The 19,085-nt window shown below is 50.2% G+C and carries 17 protein-coding genes; 7 read left to right on the forward strand and 10 right to left on the reverse strand.

Annotation, left to right across the window (positions count from 1 at the left end):
- Window positions 1-197: 197 nt before the first annotated feature.
- Genes A1359_RS17365 through A1359_RS17385 form a run of 5 tightly spaced genes read right to left on the reverse strand, consistent with a single transcriptional unit; the run spans window position 198 to window position 7,839 of the window.
- A complete protein-coding gene (locus tag A1359_RS17365; RefSeq protein ID WP_066986127.1) occupies window positions 198-1,595 on the reverse strand; it encodes a heavy metal sensor histidine kinase in 1,398 nt (465 codons plus the stop codon).
- Window positions 1,576-2,247 (reverse strand): heavy metal response regulator transcription factor, encoded by a 672-nt coding sequence (locus A1359_RS17370; RefSeq protein ID WP_066986131.1) that lies wholly within the window; start codon window positions 2,245-2,247, stop codon window positions 1,576-1,578. Before A1359_RS17370 ends, A1359_RS17365 begins: the two co-directional genes overlap by 20 nt.
- Window positions 2,235-5,357 carry an efflux RND transporter permease subunit gene (locus A1359_RS17375; RefSeq protein WP_066986135.1) on the reverse strand — a complete coding sequence of 1,041 codons (3,123 nt, stop codon included), beginning with the start codon at window positions 5,355-5,357 and terminating at the stop codon, window positions 2,235-2,237. The genes A1359_RS17370 and A1359_RS17375 overlap by 13 nt, the downstream gene beginning before the upstream one ends.
- Window positions 5,357-6,421: an efflux RND transporter periplasmic adaptor subunit gene (locus tag A1359_RS17380; RefSeq protein WP_066986138.1), complete on the reverse strand. Its 1,065-nt coding sequence runs from the start codon at window positions 6,419-6,421 to the stop codon at window positions 5,357-5,359. The genes A1359_RS17375 and A1359_RS17380 overlap by 1 nt, the downstream gene beginning before the upstream one ends.
- Window positions 6,418-7,839: a TolC family protein gene (locus A1359_RS17385; RefSeq protein WP_066986141.1), complete on the reverse strand. Its 1,422-nt coding sequence runs from the start codon at window positions 7,837-7,839 to the stop codon at window positions 6,418-6,420. The genes A1359_RS17380 and A1359_RS17385 overlap by 4 nt, the downstream gene beginning before the upstream one ends.
- 359 nt (window positions 7,840-8,198) lie before the next feature.
- Between A1359_RS17385 and A1359_RS17390 the strand changes: the two genes are divergently transcribed.
- Complete coding sequence (locus A1359_RS17390; RefSeq protein ID WP_066986144.1) at window positions 8,199-8,546, forward strand: hypothetical protein; 348 nt, start codon at window positions 8,199-8,201, stop codon at window positions 8,544-8,546.
- A 148-nt stretch (window positions 8,547-8,694) separates the two neighbouring features.
- Window positions 8,695-10,737 (forward strand): carbon starvation CstA family protein, encoded by a 2,043-nt coding sequence (locus A1359_RS17395; RefSeq protein ID WP_066986147.1) that lies wholly within the window; start codon window positions 8,695-8,697, stop codon window positions 10,735-10,737.
- Between the two features lie 48 nt (window positions 10,738-10,785).
- On the opposite strand, the gene gspE is transcribed toward A1359_RS17395, so the two are convergent.
- The gene (gene gspE / locus A1359_RS17400) at window positions 10,786-12,492 is read right to left on the reverse strand and encodes a type II secretion system ATPase GspE (RefSeq protein ID WP_066986150.1); all 1,707 of its coding nucleotides are present in this window, start codon (window positions 12,490-12,492) and stop codon (window positions 10,786-10,788) included.
- A 309-nt stretch (window positions 12,493-12,801) separates the two neighbouring features.
- Here gspE and A1359_RS17405 point away from each other — a divergent pair, with 309 nt between their 5' ends.
- Genes A1359_RS17405 through A1359_RS17425 form a run of 5 tightly spaced genes read left to right on the forward strand, consistent with a single transcriptional unit; the run spans window position 12,802 to window position 16,031 of the window.
- A complete protein-coding gene (locus tag A1359_RS17405) occupies window positions 12,802-13,923 on the forward strand; it encodes an inorganic phosphate transporter (protein ID WP_066986153.1) in 1,122 nt (373 codons plus the stop codon).
- 21 nt (window positions 13,924-13,944) lie between these two features.
- Window positions 13,945-14,988, forward strand: coding sequence for a methyltransferase domain-containing protein (locus A1359_RS17410; protein ID WP_066986156.1), 1,044 nt, complete (start codon window positions 13,945-13,947; stop codon window positions 14,986-14,988).
- A 5-nt stretch (window positions 14,989-14,993) separates the two neighbouring features.
- On the forward strand, window positions 14,994-15,602 hold the full coding sequence (locus A1359_RS17415) for a sigma-70 family RNA polymerase sigma factor (protein ID WP_066986159.1): 609 nt from the start codon (window positions 14,994-14,996) through the stop codon (window positions 15,600-15,602).
- The gene (locus A1359_RS17420; protein ID WP_066986162.1) at window positions 15,595-15,795 is read left to right on the forward strand and encodes a zf-HC2 domain-containing protein; all 201 of its coding nucleotides are present in this window, start codon (window positions 15,595-15,597) and stop codon (window positions 15,793-15,795) included. The genes A1359_RS17415 and A1359_RS17420 overlap by 8 nt, the downstream gene beginning before the upstream one ends.
- A gap of 11 nt (window positions 15,796-15,806) precedes the next feature.
- Entirely contained in the window at window positions 15,807-16,031 is a 225-nt protein-coding gene (locus A1359_RS17425; RefSeq protein WP_066986165.1) for a GDCCVxC domain-containing (seleno)protein, read from the forward strand.
- A 121-nt stretch (window positions 16,032-16,152) separates the two neighbouring features.
- Here A1359_RS17425 and A1359_RS17430 read toward each other — a convergent pair whose 3' ends face one another.
- Genes A1359_RS17430 through A1359_RS17445 form a run of 4 tightly spaced genes read right to left on the reverse strand, consistent with a single transcriptional unit; the run spans window position 16,153 to window position 18,973 of the window.
- Window positions 16,153-16,695: an REP-associated tyrosine transposase gene (locus A1359_RS17430; RefSeq protein WP_083960710.1), complete on the reverse strand. Its 543-nt coding sequence runs from the start codon at window positions 16,693-16,695 to the stop codon at window positions 16,153-16,155.
- Window positions 16,696-16,755: 60 nt separating this feature from the next.
- Entirely contained in the window at window positions 16,756-17,202 is a 447-nt protein-coding gene (locus tag A1359_RS17435) for a hypothetical protein (protein ID WP_157200589.1), read from the reverse strand.
- A gap of 23 nt (window positions 17,203-17,225) precedes the next feature.
- Complete coding sequence (mazG, locus tag A1359_RS17440) at window positions 17,226-18,044, reverse strand: nucleoside triphosphate pyrophosphohydrolase (RefSeq protein WP_083960711.1); 819 nt, start codon at window positions 18,042-18,044, stop codon at window positions 17,226-17,228.
- The gene (locus tag A1359_RS17445) at window positions 18,041-18,973 is read right to left on the reverse strand and encodes a carbohydrate kinase family protein (protein ID WP_066986184.1); all 933 of its coding nucleotides are present in this window, start codon (window positions 18,971-18,973) and stop codon (window positions 18,041-18,043) included. Before A1359_RS17445 ends, mazG begins: the two co-directional genes overlap by 4 nt.
- Between the last annotated feature and the right edge of the window lie 112 nt (window positions 18,974-19,085).

Here is a 19,085-nt window from a genome sequence, read left to right on the forward strand (position 1 = left end):
CTTAATGGCAGTGATGCTCTGCGTGGAAACCTAGAGAAAGACGCTCTAGCGTCTCGAACCGCGGAGCGCGAGAACGATACCCCTGGGTTATGGAAAGTTATTTACGACCTTATCCTAAGCTCAACTTGAGCCCAATGATGCGACGGCTTCATTATCCAGCTAATTGGACAGGCTCTGTTAGCTAGATTTATCCAAATTTATTCAACTGGCAAGGGGAATTTAACAGTAATGCCAGTACCCTGCTTGACCGTACTGTTGACCGTCACTCTACCGCCATGCAACTCCATGATGGATTTAACGATAGCCAAGCCCAAGCCGGTGCCATGCATGCTGCGCGCCGAATCGACCTGATAAAAGCGGTCAAACAGCTTGGGTAAATGTTCGGCGGCGATGCCGCACCCCGAATCTTGCACACAAATTTCCGCCGCACCGTCTTTAGCCTGTTCAATCGATAATTGGATGCGGCCGCCAATCGGGGTATGGGCAATGGCATTCAATAACAGATTGCTTAACACCCGCTTCACCAATTGCGCGTCAGCATGCAAAATACCCTCCCCCTGGCAAAGCAGTTGAATGTTTTTTTCCTCCGCCAAGCCTTCATGATAACTGCAGGCTGCTTCCAATTCCGCTCTGCCGTCCAGCTGTTTGGTGCAAAGGGAAATTTCGGTGTTCTCGGCACGGGCTAAAAACAGCAAGGTTTCCACGATGCGTGACAGCCTTAGATATTCCTCCAGATTAGAGGCCAAAATCTCCTGATACTCCTCGCCGCTACGTGGTTTGGCCAGTGCGACTTCGGTTTCTCCCATCAAGTTATTGATCGGTGTGCGCAATTCATGCGCCAAATCAGCGGAAAATTGATTGAGTTGATTAAAGGATTTAGCCAAGCGCTGCAACATTTCGTTAAATGCTGCGGCGACGCTGGATAATTCCGCCGGCCATCGCCTCGGCTCAAGTTGCTCATCCAGCTGCGTAGCGGTGATGCCCCGCATGTGCCGGGTCATGTCAGCCAGTGGCTGTAAGCCGCGTCGAGCAACCAATAATCCCGCCACGCTGGAAAACAATAAGCCTATCAACAATGCGGCCAGCAAGTTGCGGCCATGGGCCATCAACAGCGTGGTTTCATGGCTGGTATCCAAGGCAATCTGAATGACATATCGCGAGGGGGCGGTCGTATACACACTCATCAGCATCAAGCTGCGTCCATCAGGCAAGGTTTGTTTGCTCAGCTTTGCTTTTGCTACTTCTGCTGGCGCGGGGAATTGCGCATTCGCCAACAACGCCGATGCACCCGTTGTTTCGCTTAGCGGCTGGCTGTTTTCGCTGAATATTCTTGAGTAATAACGTCCCACCGGTAAATCAACGCCCTCGTTTTGTTCGGCGCTTAATTGCTCGCTATTCAGCGGCTGCTGTTGCAATACCGTTTGCAGCAGCTGGATTTCTTTTAGCAGAAACTGCTGGTTGTCTTGCGCAAAAGTATCGACCAGGGATTGGTGTAAATACCAGCCAATCGAACATAAAATTAGTGCTGCGGATAACACATATAAAAATGTCAACCTGGCCGTGATTGACCAGGGTTTAGCGCTGTTCCAGGACATAGCCCATCCCACGCACGGTATGCAGCAGTTTCTCGGCGAACGGGTCATCTATTTTTTGCCGCAGCCGGCGGATGGACACATCGATGATGTTAGTATCGCTATCGAAATGAATATCCCAAATCTGTTCGGCAATCAAAGTGCGCGACAAGACCTCGCCCTGCCTTTGCAGGAACAGTAATAACAAGGCAAATTCCTTAGGCGATAAATCCAGCCGTTGCTCTTGCCGATAAGCCTTGTGACGTATCGGATCAAGAGTCAGATCAGCCAGACTCAGTTGTGCGGAAGGTCGCGCCGGACCGCGCCGCAGGATCGAACGTATCCGGGCCAGTAATTCCACAAAGGCAAACGGTTTGACCAGATAATCGTCCGCGCCCAGCTCCAGGCCTTTGACTCTATCCTCCAGACTGTCTTTCGCGGTCAGAAACAGCACCGGCGTTTGCTTGCCCTCGGCTCGTAGCGCCCGCAATACCGACCAACCATCCCGTAGCGGCATCATCACATCCAGTAAAATCAAGTCAAACGCTATGTCGTTGGCTAACAGCAAGCCCTCTTCACCATCATGGCAAACATCGACAATAAAGCCTTGTTCGCTCAAGCCTTTTTGCAGGTAAGCGGCGGTTTTTTTCTGGTCTTCTATGATCAGGATGCGCATGGCTTTTGCTTAAATCGATGGGAAAGGCCGCGCAACACAAAATACGCGGTCGGGGTGGCGACCAATGACAGCAATACCGACAATGTCAGCGCGCCGATCACGGCAATCGCCAGCGGCTTCAACATGTCGGAACCGGCGCCGATGCCATAGGCCAGCGGTAACAAGCCCAGGGCGGCAGCCAATGAGGTCATCAACACCGGTCGCAAGCGACGCATGCCCGATTCGGCCAGCGCCTCGGGCAAGCCTATACCCTGAGATTCAAATTTATGCACCGAATCCAGCATCAAAATACCGTTTTTCGCCACCACGCCTATGCCTATGATGGCGCCCAGAATGGAAATAATATTCACCGAGGTGCCGGTCAGATACCAGGCCAGTACCGTGCCGCACAGGGCCAACAACGAGCCAAACACAATGGCAATCGGCTCGTAAAAACTGCGAAATTCAATCAACATCACGCTAAACACCAAAAACACCGCCGCCAACAATACCACCATTAAATTATGAAAAGACTCCTGCTGTTGCTGGTACAGGCCGCCGTATTCCACCACACCGCCGGGTAAGTCGGGGTCCTGGCTGAGTTTGGCCTTGATTTCGGCGATGGCGCTGCCGAGATCGCGGTTTTCCAGGCGGGCGGACACTGCTACCAGTTGCCGCAAATCTTCCCGATGCAATTCCAGTTGTCCCGGCTCGGTGATGATATCGGCGACTTGGGATAGCTTGACGGTTCTACCATCCAACGAGCGTAACGGCAATTCGCGTAAATCGGCAATCTGCGCGCTGGCTGCGTTATCCATTCTGACCCGGATATTAATAATACGATCGCCCTCCAACACATACGATGTTTTTTGACCGAGCATGGCGGTGCTGGCGGCCAGCGCTACGTCATTCACAGTTAAACCGAAGCGCTGTGCATCGGCATAGCGCACCCGTATGCTCAAGGATGGGCCGGTGGTTTCCAGGCCATCGGCGGTATCCACCACCCCGCTAATTTTGCCCAACTCCGCTTCGATTTGTGGGGCTTTGTGTTTCAGCCACTCGATGTCGGTAGAAAACAGTTTGACCTCGATGGGACGTGGCGACCAGGTCAAATCGCCGATCAAGTCGCCCAGAATGCCGGCGAATTCCCAATGCAGGCCAGGCACCGTGGCATTCAGTTGCTGGCGCAGGTCGGCGATGACTTCATCGGTTTTGCGTGGCCGTTTGGCTTTTAATTTCACTAAAAAATCACCACTGTGCGCTTGCGAAATACCCAAGGCCAATCTGGCGCCGGTGCGGCGTGAATAACCATCCAGTTCCGGTACGCTACGCAAAATTTCTTCAGCCTGCTTTAGTTGGCGGTCAGTCTCACTCAAACTGGTGCCCCACGGCGCGTGATAATCCAATACAAAGCCGCCTTCGTCCATAAAAGGCAGAAAATCGCTGTCCAAACGATCGTATAGCACGACACCCATGACCAAAATTAACACACAACCTATTAGTACTTTACCAGCCTGTTGCAGCGCAAACTGTAACAGCTGCCGATAGCCTTTGCTCAAGCGTTGCAACCAAACCATTGCCGGCTGATGTTGAGCACCGGGATTTGTGACTTCCGGCATCCACCATCCGGCTAATAAAGGAATCAGGGTGATGGCCAGCAGCAAGGATGTCAACAACGACACCACCATGGTTAATGCCAGGGCACGGAAAAAGCTGCCGGCCACCCCGTCCAGAAAAGCCAACGGGATAAACACCACCACTGGTGTCAGTGTGGACGCCAGCAAGGGTCGAAAAATATCCGCAACCGCTTCCTGCACGGCGGTCAGACGTTTGAGGCCGGCGCTGATTTTTGTATGCACCGCTTCCACCACCACGATGGCGTCGTCGATAATCAAACCAATCGCGGCAGCAATACCGCCCAGTGTCATCAAATTAAATCCCAAGCCCATCACCCGCAGGGCAAGCAGGGTCATCAATACCGTGGTTGGAATCACCACGGCGGCAATCAGGGTGGCGCCCCAGTTTTTCAGGAAAACGTACAAAATGGCGATAGACAGCAACAAACCTAAAATGATGGCTTCCCAGACGCTCTGTATGGAGTCGCCAACCAACAAGGACTGATCGTAAAACACCTGGGCTTGTACATCCGCCGGCAAACTTTTTTTCAGTTCAGCCAGCTCCTGGTGCAATTGCTTGGCAATGTCCAGCGTGCTGCCGTCCGGTTGACTGTATATGTTCAGCAAAACCGCATTCACCCCATCGGCGGTGACGATGTTAAATACCGGCTGTTCACCCCGTTCCACCTTGGCAAAGTCTTTGATTCTGATCGGATGCGCGGCAGGCGCGGTTGTGGTCATCCCAGGTATCGGGGGGGTATTTCCCACCACGGCAACGATCATGTTTTCAATGTCAACCACCGAGTGCAGCCGGCCATCCACGACGGTCAGAAACAGCTTGTAGTCTTCTTCCAGCATGCCGGTCGGGGCAATTTGATTGTTTTTGATTAAGGCATCGCTGACCTGGCTCAGACTTAGATTTAAGGCTTGCAAGCGCAACGGATCGACGACCACCTGATATTCCGGCACCCGACCACCGACCAGACCGATACGAGCCACGCCGGGAATACGCAACAAACGCGGCTGCAAGTCATAGCGGGCGGTTTCCCACAATTGCGTCAGAGAGTGACTGGGGCCGGTCAAACTCAAACCCAGCACCGGAAAAGCCGCAAAGGTCAAGCGCCAAACCGCCGTGCTGGCCGTGTTGGGCAGTGATTTCTGCACCACCCCCAAACGGCCTTGCACATAAAGTTCCGCCTGTACCATATCGGTTTGCCAGTTAAAAAACACATTAATTTCCGCCGAACCGCGGCCGGTTTTCGAGCGTATGATCTGCACGCCGGGAATGTCTTTCATGGCCTCTTCCAGCGGGCGGCTGATGGTCGCCATCATCTCGTTGGCGGGCATCACACCGTTATCGACCAGGATCACCACGCGCGGAAAATCGGTTTGCGGAAAAATGGCCGAAGGCATGCCCAGCGCCGCATAGGCCCCGGCCACACATAAAGCCACACACAGAAACGCAATGGCCAGACCGTTTTCAGTAGCGAACGTACCTATCGTGAAGTTACGCATTATTTCAGTACCCGAATCCGGGTGTCCGCCGGTAAGCCATATGCGCCCGAGGTGACGACAGTCATGCCTTCCTGCAAACCCTCAGCGGCTATTTCGACTAAATTACCGTCGCGCAATCCCGGTTTGATCGGAACTTGTCTGGCATGATCGCCTTCGACCACGGCAATGAGGCTGGAATCGATGCTATTGACCACGCTTGCGATAGGTACCGCCAAGCGATCGGGTAGCTCTTCCACCAGAATACGGGCAGAGACGAATTGTCCTGGTCTAAGCCCGGAGTCTGCCGCAACCGAGACCCGCACCACTAGCGTATCGGTCAAAGGATCGACCTGGCTGCCGACGAAGGTAACCCTACCCGAAAATGGCTGGGCCTGCGATTGATCCGCTGCAGCGGTGATAGTTTGCACAGTTTGATTTAGTCGAATGCTGTCGGCTTCCGGGCTGGGTACCTTTAGGGTAATGCTCAGACGCTGTAAATCTGTTAAATCCGCCAACAGCGTATTGGGGTTGACCACCTCGCCGACTTTAAAATAAATAGCCGAAAGGGTGCCGCTCAAAGGCGCCCTGATTTGCAACAATTCCCGCTGGGTTTGCGCATTCAGCAAATCCTTGCGAGCATTTTGCAGCAATTGTTGGGCTTCATCATACAGTTTGCGTGAGACATTATCCGTAGCATCCAGCGCCTGTTTGCGGGCAAAATTCTTCTGAGCAAAATCGACTGCCACTTCGGCTTTGGCAATCAAGGCATCGCTGTTACGCGTGTCCAGCTGAAATAATAAATCGCCTTTTTTAACCACCTGGCCTTCCACGCAAAACACTTGCGCCAGCAATCCGCCGATGGGCGTAGCGATTTTCGAACTGGCAGCTGCTTTGCCCGGCATGGCGGGTGCCGGCTCCACCATACCGTAAGCCGATACGTAACGATGCAAAGTGGTCTTGCTGATCTGGCCAACCTTAACCGCCACCTCGGTGATAACTTGCGGCTCGTCGGTTTGCGTGGCGCTATCGCAGCCGCTGATGCCGATCAGGCTTATAGTCAAGACAAGGCTAAGTTGTGTTTTCATTCGGGCTTTTTCCATAACGCAGTATCGACTATCGACTTTGCTGTCAGTGTGGAAGCCAGCGGATATCGCAAAGTATCTTCCAATACATTGAGCGCCTGCTGAGTCTCTATCAGCACATTCAAGCGTGCTGTTTCCGACACAATGCCTTCCAGTTCAGCGCCGAGCAACGCCAAGCTGTCTGTTTCGCCGGCTTGAAATAAAGCTTGGGTAGATTGCAGATTATCCTGTTGTAGTCGGGTTTGCTTTTCCGCATCCTGCCATTTGGCATTCACGGCCGATAATCCGGCCTGAGCGCGATCGATATCGCCTAAGATGCGAAGTTGCAAGGCTTCAAAGCGCACGGCCATTTCTTGTCGTTTGGCTTCTGCTTCGGCGATAGATCCCTGGTTTTGATGAAACACCGGCAGCTGCAATGCGCTGGCGGCAAAGGTCCAATAATGCGCGCCTATATCCCAGGTATAACCCGGATTGGCCTGAATGTTGGGGTATTGATTGGCAATTTCGATCTGCAGCGCCGCTTGCGCCGCATTGTAATCAGCCAAGGCGGCTAAAAGATCCGCACGCTGTTTTAACGCAATATCCCGTAAAACCGGCACCGGCACGCCAGTCAAATCGGCGGGTGTATCCAGAGCGGCAAAATCCAGTTCAATAGCCGCTAAGGCCGATACCGGCACACCCATGGCATTGGCCAATAGCACCCGACTTTCGTTGTACCTTTTTTCAGCAGCACTGACATTCAGTTGCAATGCATTCGAAGCCATTCGAGCCCGCATAACATCCAGCCGGGATAATTCACCCGCCGCTAATTGTTGCTGCAGTCGTTGCGTCATGGCTAGTTGAATGTCGAGTTGCTGTTTAAACAGCTGTTCGGATTGCCGGGCGGCAAACACTTCCAGCATGGCTAGGCGTATCCGCCCGCGTACCAACCAGATACTATCAACACTGCGCAAATGGGCCGCATCGCTTAAGGCTTGGGCTTTTTGAATACGGTAATCGCGTTTGCCGGCCGTTTCGATCGGAATACTGAGTGAGCTGCCGATAATCCAGGGCTGCGAAGCCGCCACAGCGTTGCTAATCCAGGTTGGCGACACGTTCAGAGTGGGATTAGGCCGTTGCCCGGCTGTGATGATAGCCGCATCGGCTGTATCCGCCATGGCTCGAATCAACGCCATATCCGGATGGTAATAAATCGCCGCTAGCGTCAGTTGATCGATATTCCAGCGTTTAAACGGCCAAAGAACTGCTGAACCCGATACGCTCTGCATAAACGACTGCAGTTCATGACTGGTTAGGCTGCGTGCTTCGAGGCGCGTTTGGGATACTTCCGGCTGCAATGGGCGATCCTGAAATTCGGCGCAACCATTCAACGCCAAACCTAGCAAAATCAACGGGCACAATAAGAGAATTAATCGCTGCATGACAAACAGGATAAGCTGTCGATCTAAACAACAGCATGACAGCAAGATTACAATGTTGTCAGATTTAATCTGCAGCAAGAAGACTAACTTTGATACTGAGCATCTATGTTGCGGCTTTAATCAGCTAAAGGTTCAACCAGTATTAACACCCCAAATCATCCCTAGCCGAATGCATTTAGCATGAATTTACCCCGCCTCAACTCAAATTAATCGACACCATAAATCAGTTTCAAAAGCCATATTAACCAATTTGTCATGTTCGACATCGATAAAGTCTATATGATGGTGCTGGGCTGGAACTTAAATTTCTTGTTTCACCCCTACTTTTTTCATCCTTAACATTCAAGACTTATAAAATTATGAATATGATTAAAATTACTTTACTGGCTTTTTTTATGGCAATTTCCATTGGCGCAACCAGCAGTTTAGCCTTTGCCGAAGAAGCGACTAATTCTAAAACTTATATTGACGAAACGATTTCACACGTAGAAAAAGCCTTAGCCGAAGCCCAAAAAAGTGATTTCAACAACGCTCAGGTACACATTAAAGCTGCCCGCGCCTCTGCTGAGAACGTTACAGGCCATGCAGACGTGGTAAAAAAAGCTAATGCTTTCGTTATTCAGGCCCAAATGGGTGCCAAAAAAGGTGATGTTGAAAAAACCACTGCCGATTTAACTAAAGCCTTAGAACTTTACAAAACACTTTAAAAACCGTGGGTGCTTAAGCGCATCCTGTCATGTTTTATCGGCTGAGTTAGGGTCACGTGACTCAACCGGTAAGACCCAACACCCCTCCTCGTGCTACCATTTCGCAAATTTTTCCCGCATCAAACTGTATTATTCGAAGGAATACGCCATGTCCGGCAACACTAACCGTTTACCCTACATTTTATTTTGGGCTTGTATCGCCCTGATCGGTGCCGGTGCCGTTGGCGGTATTGCGCTGCAACGTGGCGAAAGCATTAATAGCATGTGGCTGGTAGTAGCTGCGATTTGCGTTTATGCCCTGGGCTATCGTTTTTACAGCGCCTTTATAGCCAGCAAAGTCTTGATGCTGGATGCCACACGTGCGACCCCTGCAGAACGTTTTAATGATGGCCGCGACTTTATGCCGACGCATAAATGGGTGGTATTCGGTCACCATTTTGCTGCGATTGCCGGCCCCGGCCCGCTTATCGGGCCCACCCTGGCTGCACAGTTTGGTTATTTGCCCGGCACCTTATGGATTTTGATCGGCGCTGTACTGGGTGGCTGCGTGCAGGATTTTGTCACCTTGTTTTTCTCGGTACGGCGTGACGCCCGCTCACTGGGGCAAATGGCTAAAGATGAGCTCGGCGTTATCGGCGGCTCAGCTGCTATGCTGGGCGTGATGATGATTATGATCATCCTGATCGCAGTACTCGGCTTAGTGGTGGTCAATGCCATGAAACATAGCCCCTGGGCAACTTCGACAGTGGCGGCGACCATACCGATTGCGGTTTTAATGGGGATTTATTTACATCATCTCCGACCTGGCCGCGTACTGGAAGCAACGCTGATCGGCGTATCACTACTCATTTTTGCCGTGATCGGCGGCGGCTGGATCGATGAAAATCCAGTCATTCGTAACTGGTTTGATTACGATGCCCAGCAACTGGCAGTAATGGTTATATTTTATGGCTTTGCGGCTGCCGTGCTACCCGTGTGGCTGCTACTGGCACCGCGCGATTATTTGTCAACTTTTATGAAACTGGGCACTATCCTGGCATTAGCCATTGCCATTATTCTGCTGCGCCCGGAATTGAAAATGCCCGCCCTGACCCAGTTTATTGATGGCAGTGGCCCTATCTTCGGCGGCAAACTATTTCCCTTCGTGTTTATTACCATCGCTTGTGGGGCTATTTCCGGCTTTCACGCCCTAATCTCGTCCGGCACCACACCCAAACTACTGGCTAACGAAATGGATGCGCGTTTCATAGGCTATGGAGCGATGATGATGGAATCGTTTGTGGCTATCATGGCCATGATAGCCGCCACTGTCTTGGAACCTGGAGTCTATTTTGCAATTAACAGCCCTGCCGGCATTGTTGGTCAAGACCCTGCAGTAGCGGTTGCAACCATCAGCAGTTGGGGGTTTCCGGTTAGCGTCGAGCAAATGCAAACCCTGGCACAAACCATGGGCGAATCAACCCTGTTTGCTCGCACCGGTGGCGCACCCTCGCTGGCAGTTGGTATGGCCAGTTTGTTTGCCCAAGTATTCGGACAGAATCTATTGGCAGCCTGGTATCACTTTGCCATCATGTTTGAGGCATTGTTTATTTTGACCACGCTGGACGCCGGCACCCGGGTTGCCCGTTTCATGCTGCAGGATATGCTGGGTAACTTCAATATTGGAAAAGGCAAAACCAGCAGTTATCCCAGCGCGATACTGACCAGCGGTATAGTGGTCGGTGCCTGGGGTTATTTTTTGTACATGGGCACCATCGATCCTTTGGGCGGCATCAATAGCCTCTGGCCCTTATTTGGTATTGCCAATCAAATGCTGGCGGCAATTGCCTTGTGCGTAGGCACCACGATTTTAGTGAAATCGGACAAGTTAAAATACATTTGGGTGACAGCCCTGCCCTTGTCGTGGCTGATCATCATTACCACTAGCGCCGCTTGGGAGAAACTGTTCTCCACGGATATTCGGGTAGGCTTTCTATCCCATGCCAGTGATTTATCGGACAAACTGGCAAATGGCACACTGAGTGCGGATATGATGCACAAAGCTCCACATCTGATTTTTAACGATTATCTCAATGCCAGTCTGACCGGTTTGTTTATGCTGATCACCTGGCTGCTACTGGCCGACACCCTGCGAATTATTTACTGTGTCATCAACGGCAAAAGCTATCCGCAATCCAGCGAGGTGTTTTAACTCATTGACTGCTGCTTAATTTATTAGGCAAACGTTGTCCTTAACCCATCAAGCCTCGGTAGTGACTCGCATGACTTCCTCCAAGGTTGTAATGCCTTGTAATGCCTTGACGACACCATCGTCGTACATAGTCATCATGCCTTCCTGTATGGCTTGCTGTTGAATCACATAAGCTTCTTCGTGCTTCATGATCTGCTTGCGAATGTTTTCAGTCATCGTTAAAAACTCGATAATCGCTAACCGGCCTTTGTAGCCAATATTATTGCAAGCCGGACAGCCAACGGGTTTGTGCAGCATGATTTCGCCTTCGGGCTGCCAGCGACGCAAATACATTTCTTCGATCAAGGTATCCGAGGCCGGATGTGCCTGCTTGCAGACTGGGCAAAGCCTTCTGACCAAGCGCTGCGCCAGAATGCCGTTGATAGTGGAACTGAGCAGATATTCTTCCAGCCCCATATCCTGTAAGCGGGTAATACCGGCAGCCGCATCGTTGGTATGTAGGGTGGATAATACTAAATGGCCGGTCAATGCCGATTGCACGGCAATTTTGGCGGTTTCAAGATCGCGCATCTCGCCGATCATGATGACATCGGGATCTTGCCTGACGATGGAGCGCAAAGCCGAGGCAAAGGTCAAACCAATTTGAGGTTTTGCCTGAATCTGGTTAATACCTTCCAGTTGATATTCGACCGGATCTTCCACCGTGATGATTTTGCGTTCAGAGGTGTTAAGTTGTTTCAATGCCGCATACAAACTGGTGGATTTACCACTACCAGTGGGGCCGGTGATCAACATGATGCCGTGCGGCTGCGCTAAAACCTGCATGAAATTTTCGGCTTGTTTGCCTACGAAGCCCAGCGTTGCAAAATCCAGTACCGCATTTTCCTTATCCAGCAAACGGATCACCACACTTTCACCGTGTAAAGTCGGAATGGTCGATACCCGTAAATCCAGTTCCTTACCTATCATTTGCAGTTTAATGCGGCCATCCTGCGGTAATCGGCGTTCAGCGATATTCATTTTCGCCATAATCTTGATACGTGACAATACTGCAGCAGTCGACGCTACTGGCGGCGAATCAATGTCCTGCAACACACCGTCGATACGCAAGCGTACTTTTAGACTTTGTTCAAACGGTTCGATATGCACGTCGGAAGCTCGACTTTCCACGGCTTTTTGCAAGATAAAATTCACCATCCGAATAATGGGGGCTTCGCTGGCCAAATCTTTCAAGTGCTCCAGATCTTCGTTGCCCTCCTCTTCTACCGTCAAACCATCAACCAATTTGTCCATTTGCGATTTGCCGTCGCCATACTGGATTTCCAGGGCCGCATCGATATCCGATAACTGCCCAACATGTAGCCGAATTTGCTTACCGGTCGCCAGTTGCAAAGCCTGCGGCAAATAGCTGTCTTCCGGGTCCATGACAGCCACATCAATCACATTATCATCTGCCTGTAAACCAACCACATGGTGGTACTTCAAAAAGCGTAAGGACACTTTGTCTTGTAATGGGGATTGTGGCGGGTAGTTTTCCGGCCGCAAACGGTCAATGGATTGAGTCTGAGCAAAAATTTCCGCCACATCGGCATCGGAACACAAACCCAGTTTGATCAACATTTGCGGCAACGAATCATCTTGCGAGGATTTCTGCATGCGGCGAGCTTTGGTTAAATCGCTGTCGGACAGTTTGCCGTTACGTTTTAACACACTCAAAAACTCGGCATATTTTAAGGGGGGAGTAACGGTTTCCATTTGGGGGGTTCTCGCAGTTTAATCCTGAATATTCTGACTGGGCCTTTTCAGCAAAACCAGTCGCTTGTATAAATCGGCGATTCGTTAGAGATAAGATTATAGCCATAGTCGGATTATCCTAAGTAAAAATTGCCTATTCCCATCAAAAAAGCCGTAGTGAATGTGCATTTAGATGTGTGTTAGTGTTGCCAAGACCTAAGTATGTGCTGGCAAGCATCGTTCTGTAGCTGGATACCTAATATTTATTGTAAGGTTTCATGTTCTTCTGACGACTTATGCTCAATAGTCAATTCGATCAAGGAGAGTTTAATGCTCGCGAGCATCTTATTCATCAGCGTGTGCTTCCTGGCCTATGCCAACGGTGCCAATGACAATTTCAAAGGCGTAGCAAGCTTGTTTGGCAGCGGTACGCTGAATTATCGACTGGCTTTGACTTGGGCAACCGTCACGACATTGGCGGGTTCAATAGCCGCGTTGTTTTTAGCCCAGACATTGCTGGTCAAATTTTCCGGCAAAGGCTTGGCGCCGGACGCTTTGATACACACGTTGCCATTCATGATTGCAGTTGCCGGCAGCGCCGGCTTGACGGTGATATTGGCGACGCGGTACGGCTTTCCAGTTTCCACCACCCATGCCTTATTGGGCGCCATGGCCGGCAGCACCTTGTTAGCGACATCCGGTGACATCAGTTTTGCACCTTTGCTGAATAACTTTGTGCTGCCCCTGCTATTGAGCCCATTAGTAGCGTTGGTGTTGGCGGCATTGGTCTATCGCGTTCTAATCATGGGTTTTAAGCGTCAGCGAATCGAGAGCGACTTGTGCCTGTGCGTTGAAAACCCGGACAGTCTTAGCCTCGCTGGTAACGCGAATATGAGCATGGCAATCGATTCGGCAACTGTTCCGGTTTTAAGTGTTGATAGTCAAAATGTTTGTGCAGAGCGACAAGCTAGCTTGATTTTGGGTATTAATCTTCAGCGCCTGCGCGATGGGCTGCATTTTTGCAGTGCCGGTGCAGTCTGTTTTGCCCGCGGTTTAAACGACACACCAAAAATTGCCGCCTTATTATTACTGGCTCCAGGCTTTGATTTGCAATGGATCATTATTCTGGTGGCCACCGCCATGCTACTGGGTGGCGTATTCAACGCCCGACGAGTTGCGGAAACCATGAGTCATAAAATCACACCCATCACCCATGACCAGGGTTTATCGGCCAATCTGGTGACAGCATTTTTGGTGATTTTTGCCAGCAAGTTCGGGATGCCGGTCTCCACTACCCATGTTTCGGTGGGATCTTTATTCGGTATCGGCCTGGTCAGTGGTAAGGCCAATACTGGCGTGATTGCGTCCATTGCCTTATCCTGGCTGTTGACGTTGCCATGCTCGGCTATTTGTTCCGCTGTAATCTCACACTACCTTAGCAGCAACCTTTAATAATAAAAAACGAGGCATTACATGACTACCAGTATCGAAATCAGCGAATCCGTGCAACATTATTATGGTCAGGTTTTGCAATCCAGCGACGATCTTAAAACCAGTGCCTGTTGCAGTATCGACGCCATGCCCAGCTATTTAAAAGCCCTGCTGGCCGGCTTGCATCCGGAAGTGCTGGAACGATTTTACGGTTGCGGTTCGCCCTTACCGCCGGCGCTGGAAGGCAAGACAGTGCTGGATTTGGGTTGCGGTACGGGTCGCGACTGTTATCTGTTGTCGAAACTAGTCGGACCGACAGGTCGGGTTATCGGTGTCGACATGACGCCGGAGCAATTGGAAGTCGCCGTGCGGCATCGCGAATGGCACGCAGAGCGATTTGGTTACGCCAACGTTGAATTTCTGCACGGCCATATCGAAAACTTGCACACGGTTGGCATTGCCGACAATAGCATCGACGTGGTGGTGTCCAATTGCGTGATCAATTTATCGCCGGAAAAACCTAAAGTGCTGGCGGAAATTTTCCGGGTGTTAAAGCCGGGTGGTGAGCTGTATTTTTCCGACGTTTTTGCCGACCGCCGTATTCCTGCTGGCTTACGCCAGGATCCAGTATTGCTGGGCGAATGCCTGGGTGGGGCTTTGTATTGGGAAGACTTTCGTCGTATTTTGCAGGATCTGGGCTGCCCGGATGTGCGTGCGGTCAAACAAAACCCCATCAGCCTCGACGACCCCGAGGTGTTTGCCAAAATCGGCATGGTCAATTTCCAGTCGGTGACGGTGCGGGCTTTCAAAATGCCGCTGGAAGACCGCTGTGAAGACTTCGGTCAAGTCGCCGTTTATTTAGGAACTATCGATCAACATCCACATAGTTTTGATTTGGACGATCATCATCATTTCGAAACCGGCCGCCCATTGCGGGTCTGCGGCAATACCGCAGATATGCTGGCTCTGAGTCGCTATGGTGATCATTTCCAGGTGCTGGGTGAAAAATCGCGCCACTTCGGCTTATTCGATTGCTCACCCGGCCCCAGTAGTGATGCTGCCCAATCCAATGGCGCCTGCTGCTAAGCGTCATGCCGAACAAGCCTGATCAATTAAGTGAAACTTTGCTGGCCGAACATCGGCCGGTGTTATTTCGCTATGCCTTGCTGCAACTGCGCGATAACGAACTGGCCGATGACGCTGTGCAGGAAACCTTGCTGGCAGCCTGGCAATCGGCTGCAAATTTTGCTGGCAAGGCCGGTTTACGCACCTGGCTAATCGGCATTTTGAAACACAAGATTGCCGATCACTGGCGACGCAGCAATCGCGAAGTAGTCACCACTGATTTCGATCAAATCGATAACCAGGATGGCGAAGCTGACGAAGAAGCGTTTTTCATGAACAACGGTCACTGGAACGCTGGCCCGACGACCTGGAACGATCCCGAAGCAGCGCTCAAACAGCAGGAATTCTGGACCATTTACGAAACCTGCCAAAACAATCTGCCGCCGAAAATGGCCAAGGTATTCATGTTACGTGAACTGGTGGGCCTGGAAGCCGAGGAAGTCTGCCGAGAAACTGGCCTTAGCGAAGCCAATTACTGGGTGACCATGCACAGAGCCCGCTTGCGGCTACGCGAATGCCTGGAAATCCGTTGGTTCAATCAATCAAAGGCAAAAAAGGAGAAGCGTCATGCGTAGTTGTCGCGACATTACCGCCTTGGTGTCACAAGGCTTGGATAAAAAACTCAGCTTTAGCGAACGACTGGCCATTAAAGTGCATGTAATGATGTGTTCCCGTTGCCGAAACTTTCAAAGCCAGAGCCAGTTCATCCGCAAAGCGGCGCAAGGCTATAGCGAGCAATTGCGGAATCGTTTGGATAAAAAATCGTAGGGCTAGTACCGATGAGCAATGAAATCGTTTTGGAGTCTACCTTAACCTGTCCGGTATGTGGACATAGCAAAAACGAAATCATGCCAACCGATGCCTGCCAGTGGTTTTACGAATGTCAGCATTGCCATACGCTGTTAAAACCAAAACCCGGCGATTGTTGTGTGTTCTGTTCCTATGGCAGCGTCGCCTGCCCCCCGATACAGTTGCATAGCAAAGAATCCGGCTGTTGCGGCTAGTTTCGTAAACCTCTTAGCCAGCGCTTTGCGTTCCGCAGACAAGGCGGCCCGTGGGAGGCATTGGAGTACAAACCTAGGTTTGTATTCCGGTATTCGGTAGGGCCGAGGCCTAAGCACATCCTCAATCTTCTTCCAAACGCAGATTCTTGTACTCTGAATACTGCGTAAACTGCTTTGCCAAAGCGTTTCGCCCTAACGTTTCCAGGGTGGAGTGAAAACTGGAATGAGGGTAATCAGCCAAATTAGTCACATAGCCATGCTTAAGCGGATTGTTCAGCAAGTAATTCAGGCGGATGAAATAGTCTTTTTCGTCGCGCGGACAATAATCCCAGTAATTCCACCAAACCGGTAATTCGCAAGGCCCTTGAGCTTGAATGAAGCGCGCCGATAAGCCATGGATTTTACGAAAAATGCCCGGCATATCGTCACCCTTTTTACTCGTCAGCATCAGGTGGTAGTGGTTATCCAAAATCACCCAATGATCGAGCTGCCAGTTTTTTTCGGTCATACAGGTTTGAATCGTATCCAATAAATGCTGTTTGACGGTTTCGGGTTTTAACAAAGGCCGCTTTTGGTAAATCGCGCTGGTGATGAAATAGACCGCCTGATCAAGCAACAAATGTGCAGGGGAATGTGGGCTTTTTTTCAGCATTAATTTATCCATTTCTTTATTTGGAGTACAAACCTAGGTTTGTACTCCCGAAGGGATAGGACAGTACTGGCGTTACTTCTTTTGACTGCTGGATTTTTTAGTAGTCGTTTTTTTAGTGGTTTTTTTCTTGCTTTTGGATTTTTTACTGGTTTTGCCAGCCGTTTTTTTCTTGCTGCTAGATTTTTTTTTGCTATTGGTTTTCTTTGATTGTGTTGTCTTTTTCACTGGCGCAGGCTCTGCATCCATCTGCTCTGACTCTGCATCCATCTGCCCCGACTCAACCGGCATAGCCTCTTCCAACTGCTTCTCGGGCTTTGCAATAGTTTCGATATCGTAAACTGGTTGCTCGCAATCCGGTAAAGCTTCTCCTGCCGGATCACATATCACTCGATAGATAATGCGTCTGTCATTAGCTGGCGGATTGGCCGGCTCCACAACAGCGGGCTCGGTTTCATCGGAAATATGTCCCAAAACCTCGCCAGCTTGTACTTGCATGGCAATAACAGTGATAGCTGCCAAGATTAGTTTCTGAAAAAAAAACTTCATGGGTTGTTTGGGTGAGTATTTTTTTGCACACGCTTGGCTTCATTCCACAAACCATCCAATTCTTCCAGCTGACAATCACGTAATTGTCGGCCTGTGGCTTCCACTTGCTTTTCGATGTAATTGAAACGACGGCTGAATTTTTTGGTGGCTTCTTTCAAGGCAATTTCCGGATTGACTTTTAAGTGCCGGGCCAGATTTACCGCAACCAGTAATAAATCACCCACTTCTTCCTGAATATGCGCCTGATCGCCAGACTGCCAGGCTTCGTGCACTTCGGCCAGCTCTTCTTTGACTTTCTCAAATACCGGCTCAACTTCCGGCCAGTCAAAACCATGACTGGCGGCGCGATTTTGGATTTTTTCGCAGGCAACTAGCGCGGGTAAGCTTTTTGCTACTCCGGACAACACACTTTGTGGTTTGTCATCTGTATGCTTCTGCTGCCTTTCTTCGGCTTTGGCCGCTTCCCAGGCTTGCTGGCGTTGTTCATCACTAGTAAAGGTAACCCCGGCAAACACATGCGGATGACGACTGACCAGCTTTTCGCCGATGCCGGCTGCGACTTGCTCAAAATCGAATAAGCCACGTTCTTCGGCAATACGGGAATGAAACACCACTTGTAGCAACAAATCGCCAAGCTCTGCGCGCAAATCCTGAATATCATTGCGTTCGATAGCATCGGCGACTTCATAGGCTTCTTCGATGGTGTAAGGAATCAGGCTGTAAAAGTCCTGCTTCTGATCCCAGGCGCAACCCGTTTCCGGATTGCGCAAACGAGCCATCAAATCCAGTAATGCCTGGGTTTTGCTTAAACTCAAAATGAACTACCAAAGGTTGCTTGATAACGCTCTTTGAACTCAGCCATGGTAAACAGGTGGTTTTGGGTACCATTGTGTTCGATTTTAATCGCCCCCAACAAAGAGGCAATACGGCCAGTCACTGACCAATCAAAATCGTTCATCAAGCCGTACAACAAACCTGCCCGATACGCATCGCCACAACCGGTTGGATCTTTCAATTGTTTGGGGTTAGCCGCTGGTATATCGATACATTCACCGCGGGTATAGATTTTTGAACCTTTGCTACCTAGCGTAATGATCAAAGCATCGACTTTTTCGGCAATTTGTTCCAAAGTCAATCCGGTACTTTGCTGCATTAATTCAGATTCATAATCGTTAAAAGTAGCGTAATTGGCCAGATCAAGCATTTTCAGCAACTCTTCACCATCAAACATCGGCATGCCTTGGCCGGGATCGAAAATAAACGGTATACCTAATTCGGCAAATTGTTCGGCGTGTTGTTGCATGCCAAGTTTGCCGTCCGGTGATACGATGCCGATGTTAATTTCTGCAGTAGCTGGCACCTCATTGAGATGAGAAAAATTCATGGCACCCGGATGGAACGCGGTAATCTGGTTATCGTCTTCATCAGTGGTGATATAGGCTTGACCGGTATATTGGTCCTCAAGGTTTTTGATATACCGTGTGCTGATACCGCACTGACTAAGCCACTGGGCATAGGGTTCGAAATCATGACCCACTGTAGCCATAATCAAAGGTTCTTCTTTTAACAATTGCAGGTTATATGCAATGTTACCCGCACAGCCCCCAAACTCACGCCGCATGACCGGCACCAAAAATGACACATTTAGAATATGCACTTTCTCTGGCAGTATGTGATGTTTAAATTTGTCATGGAACACCATAATGGTGTCGTATGCCATTGACCCACAGATTAAAGCACTCATTGTTTTCCTTGTTTAACTAGTTCAGTGTGGATTTAAGGTAACGGATGTTTGAATCAGGCACAAGGCCAAAGATAAAACACGCAAGAATTTTAACCTTTAGCCTTTAGCCTTT

The organism is Methylomonas lenta (assembly GCF_001644015.1).
In the GTDB taxonomy this organism is placed as follows: domain Bacteria; phylum Pseudomonadota; class Gammaproteobacteria; order Methylococcales; family Methylomonadaceae; genus Methylomonas; species Methylomonas lenta.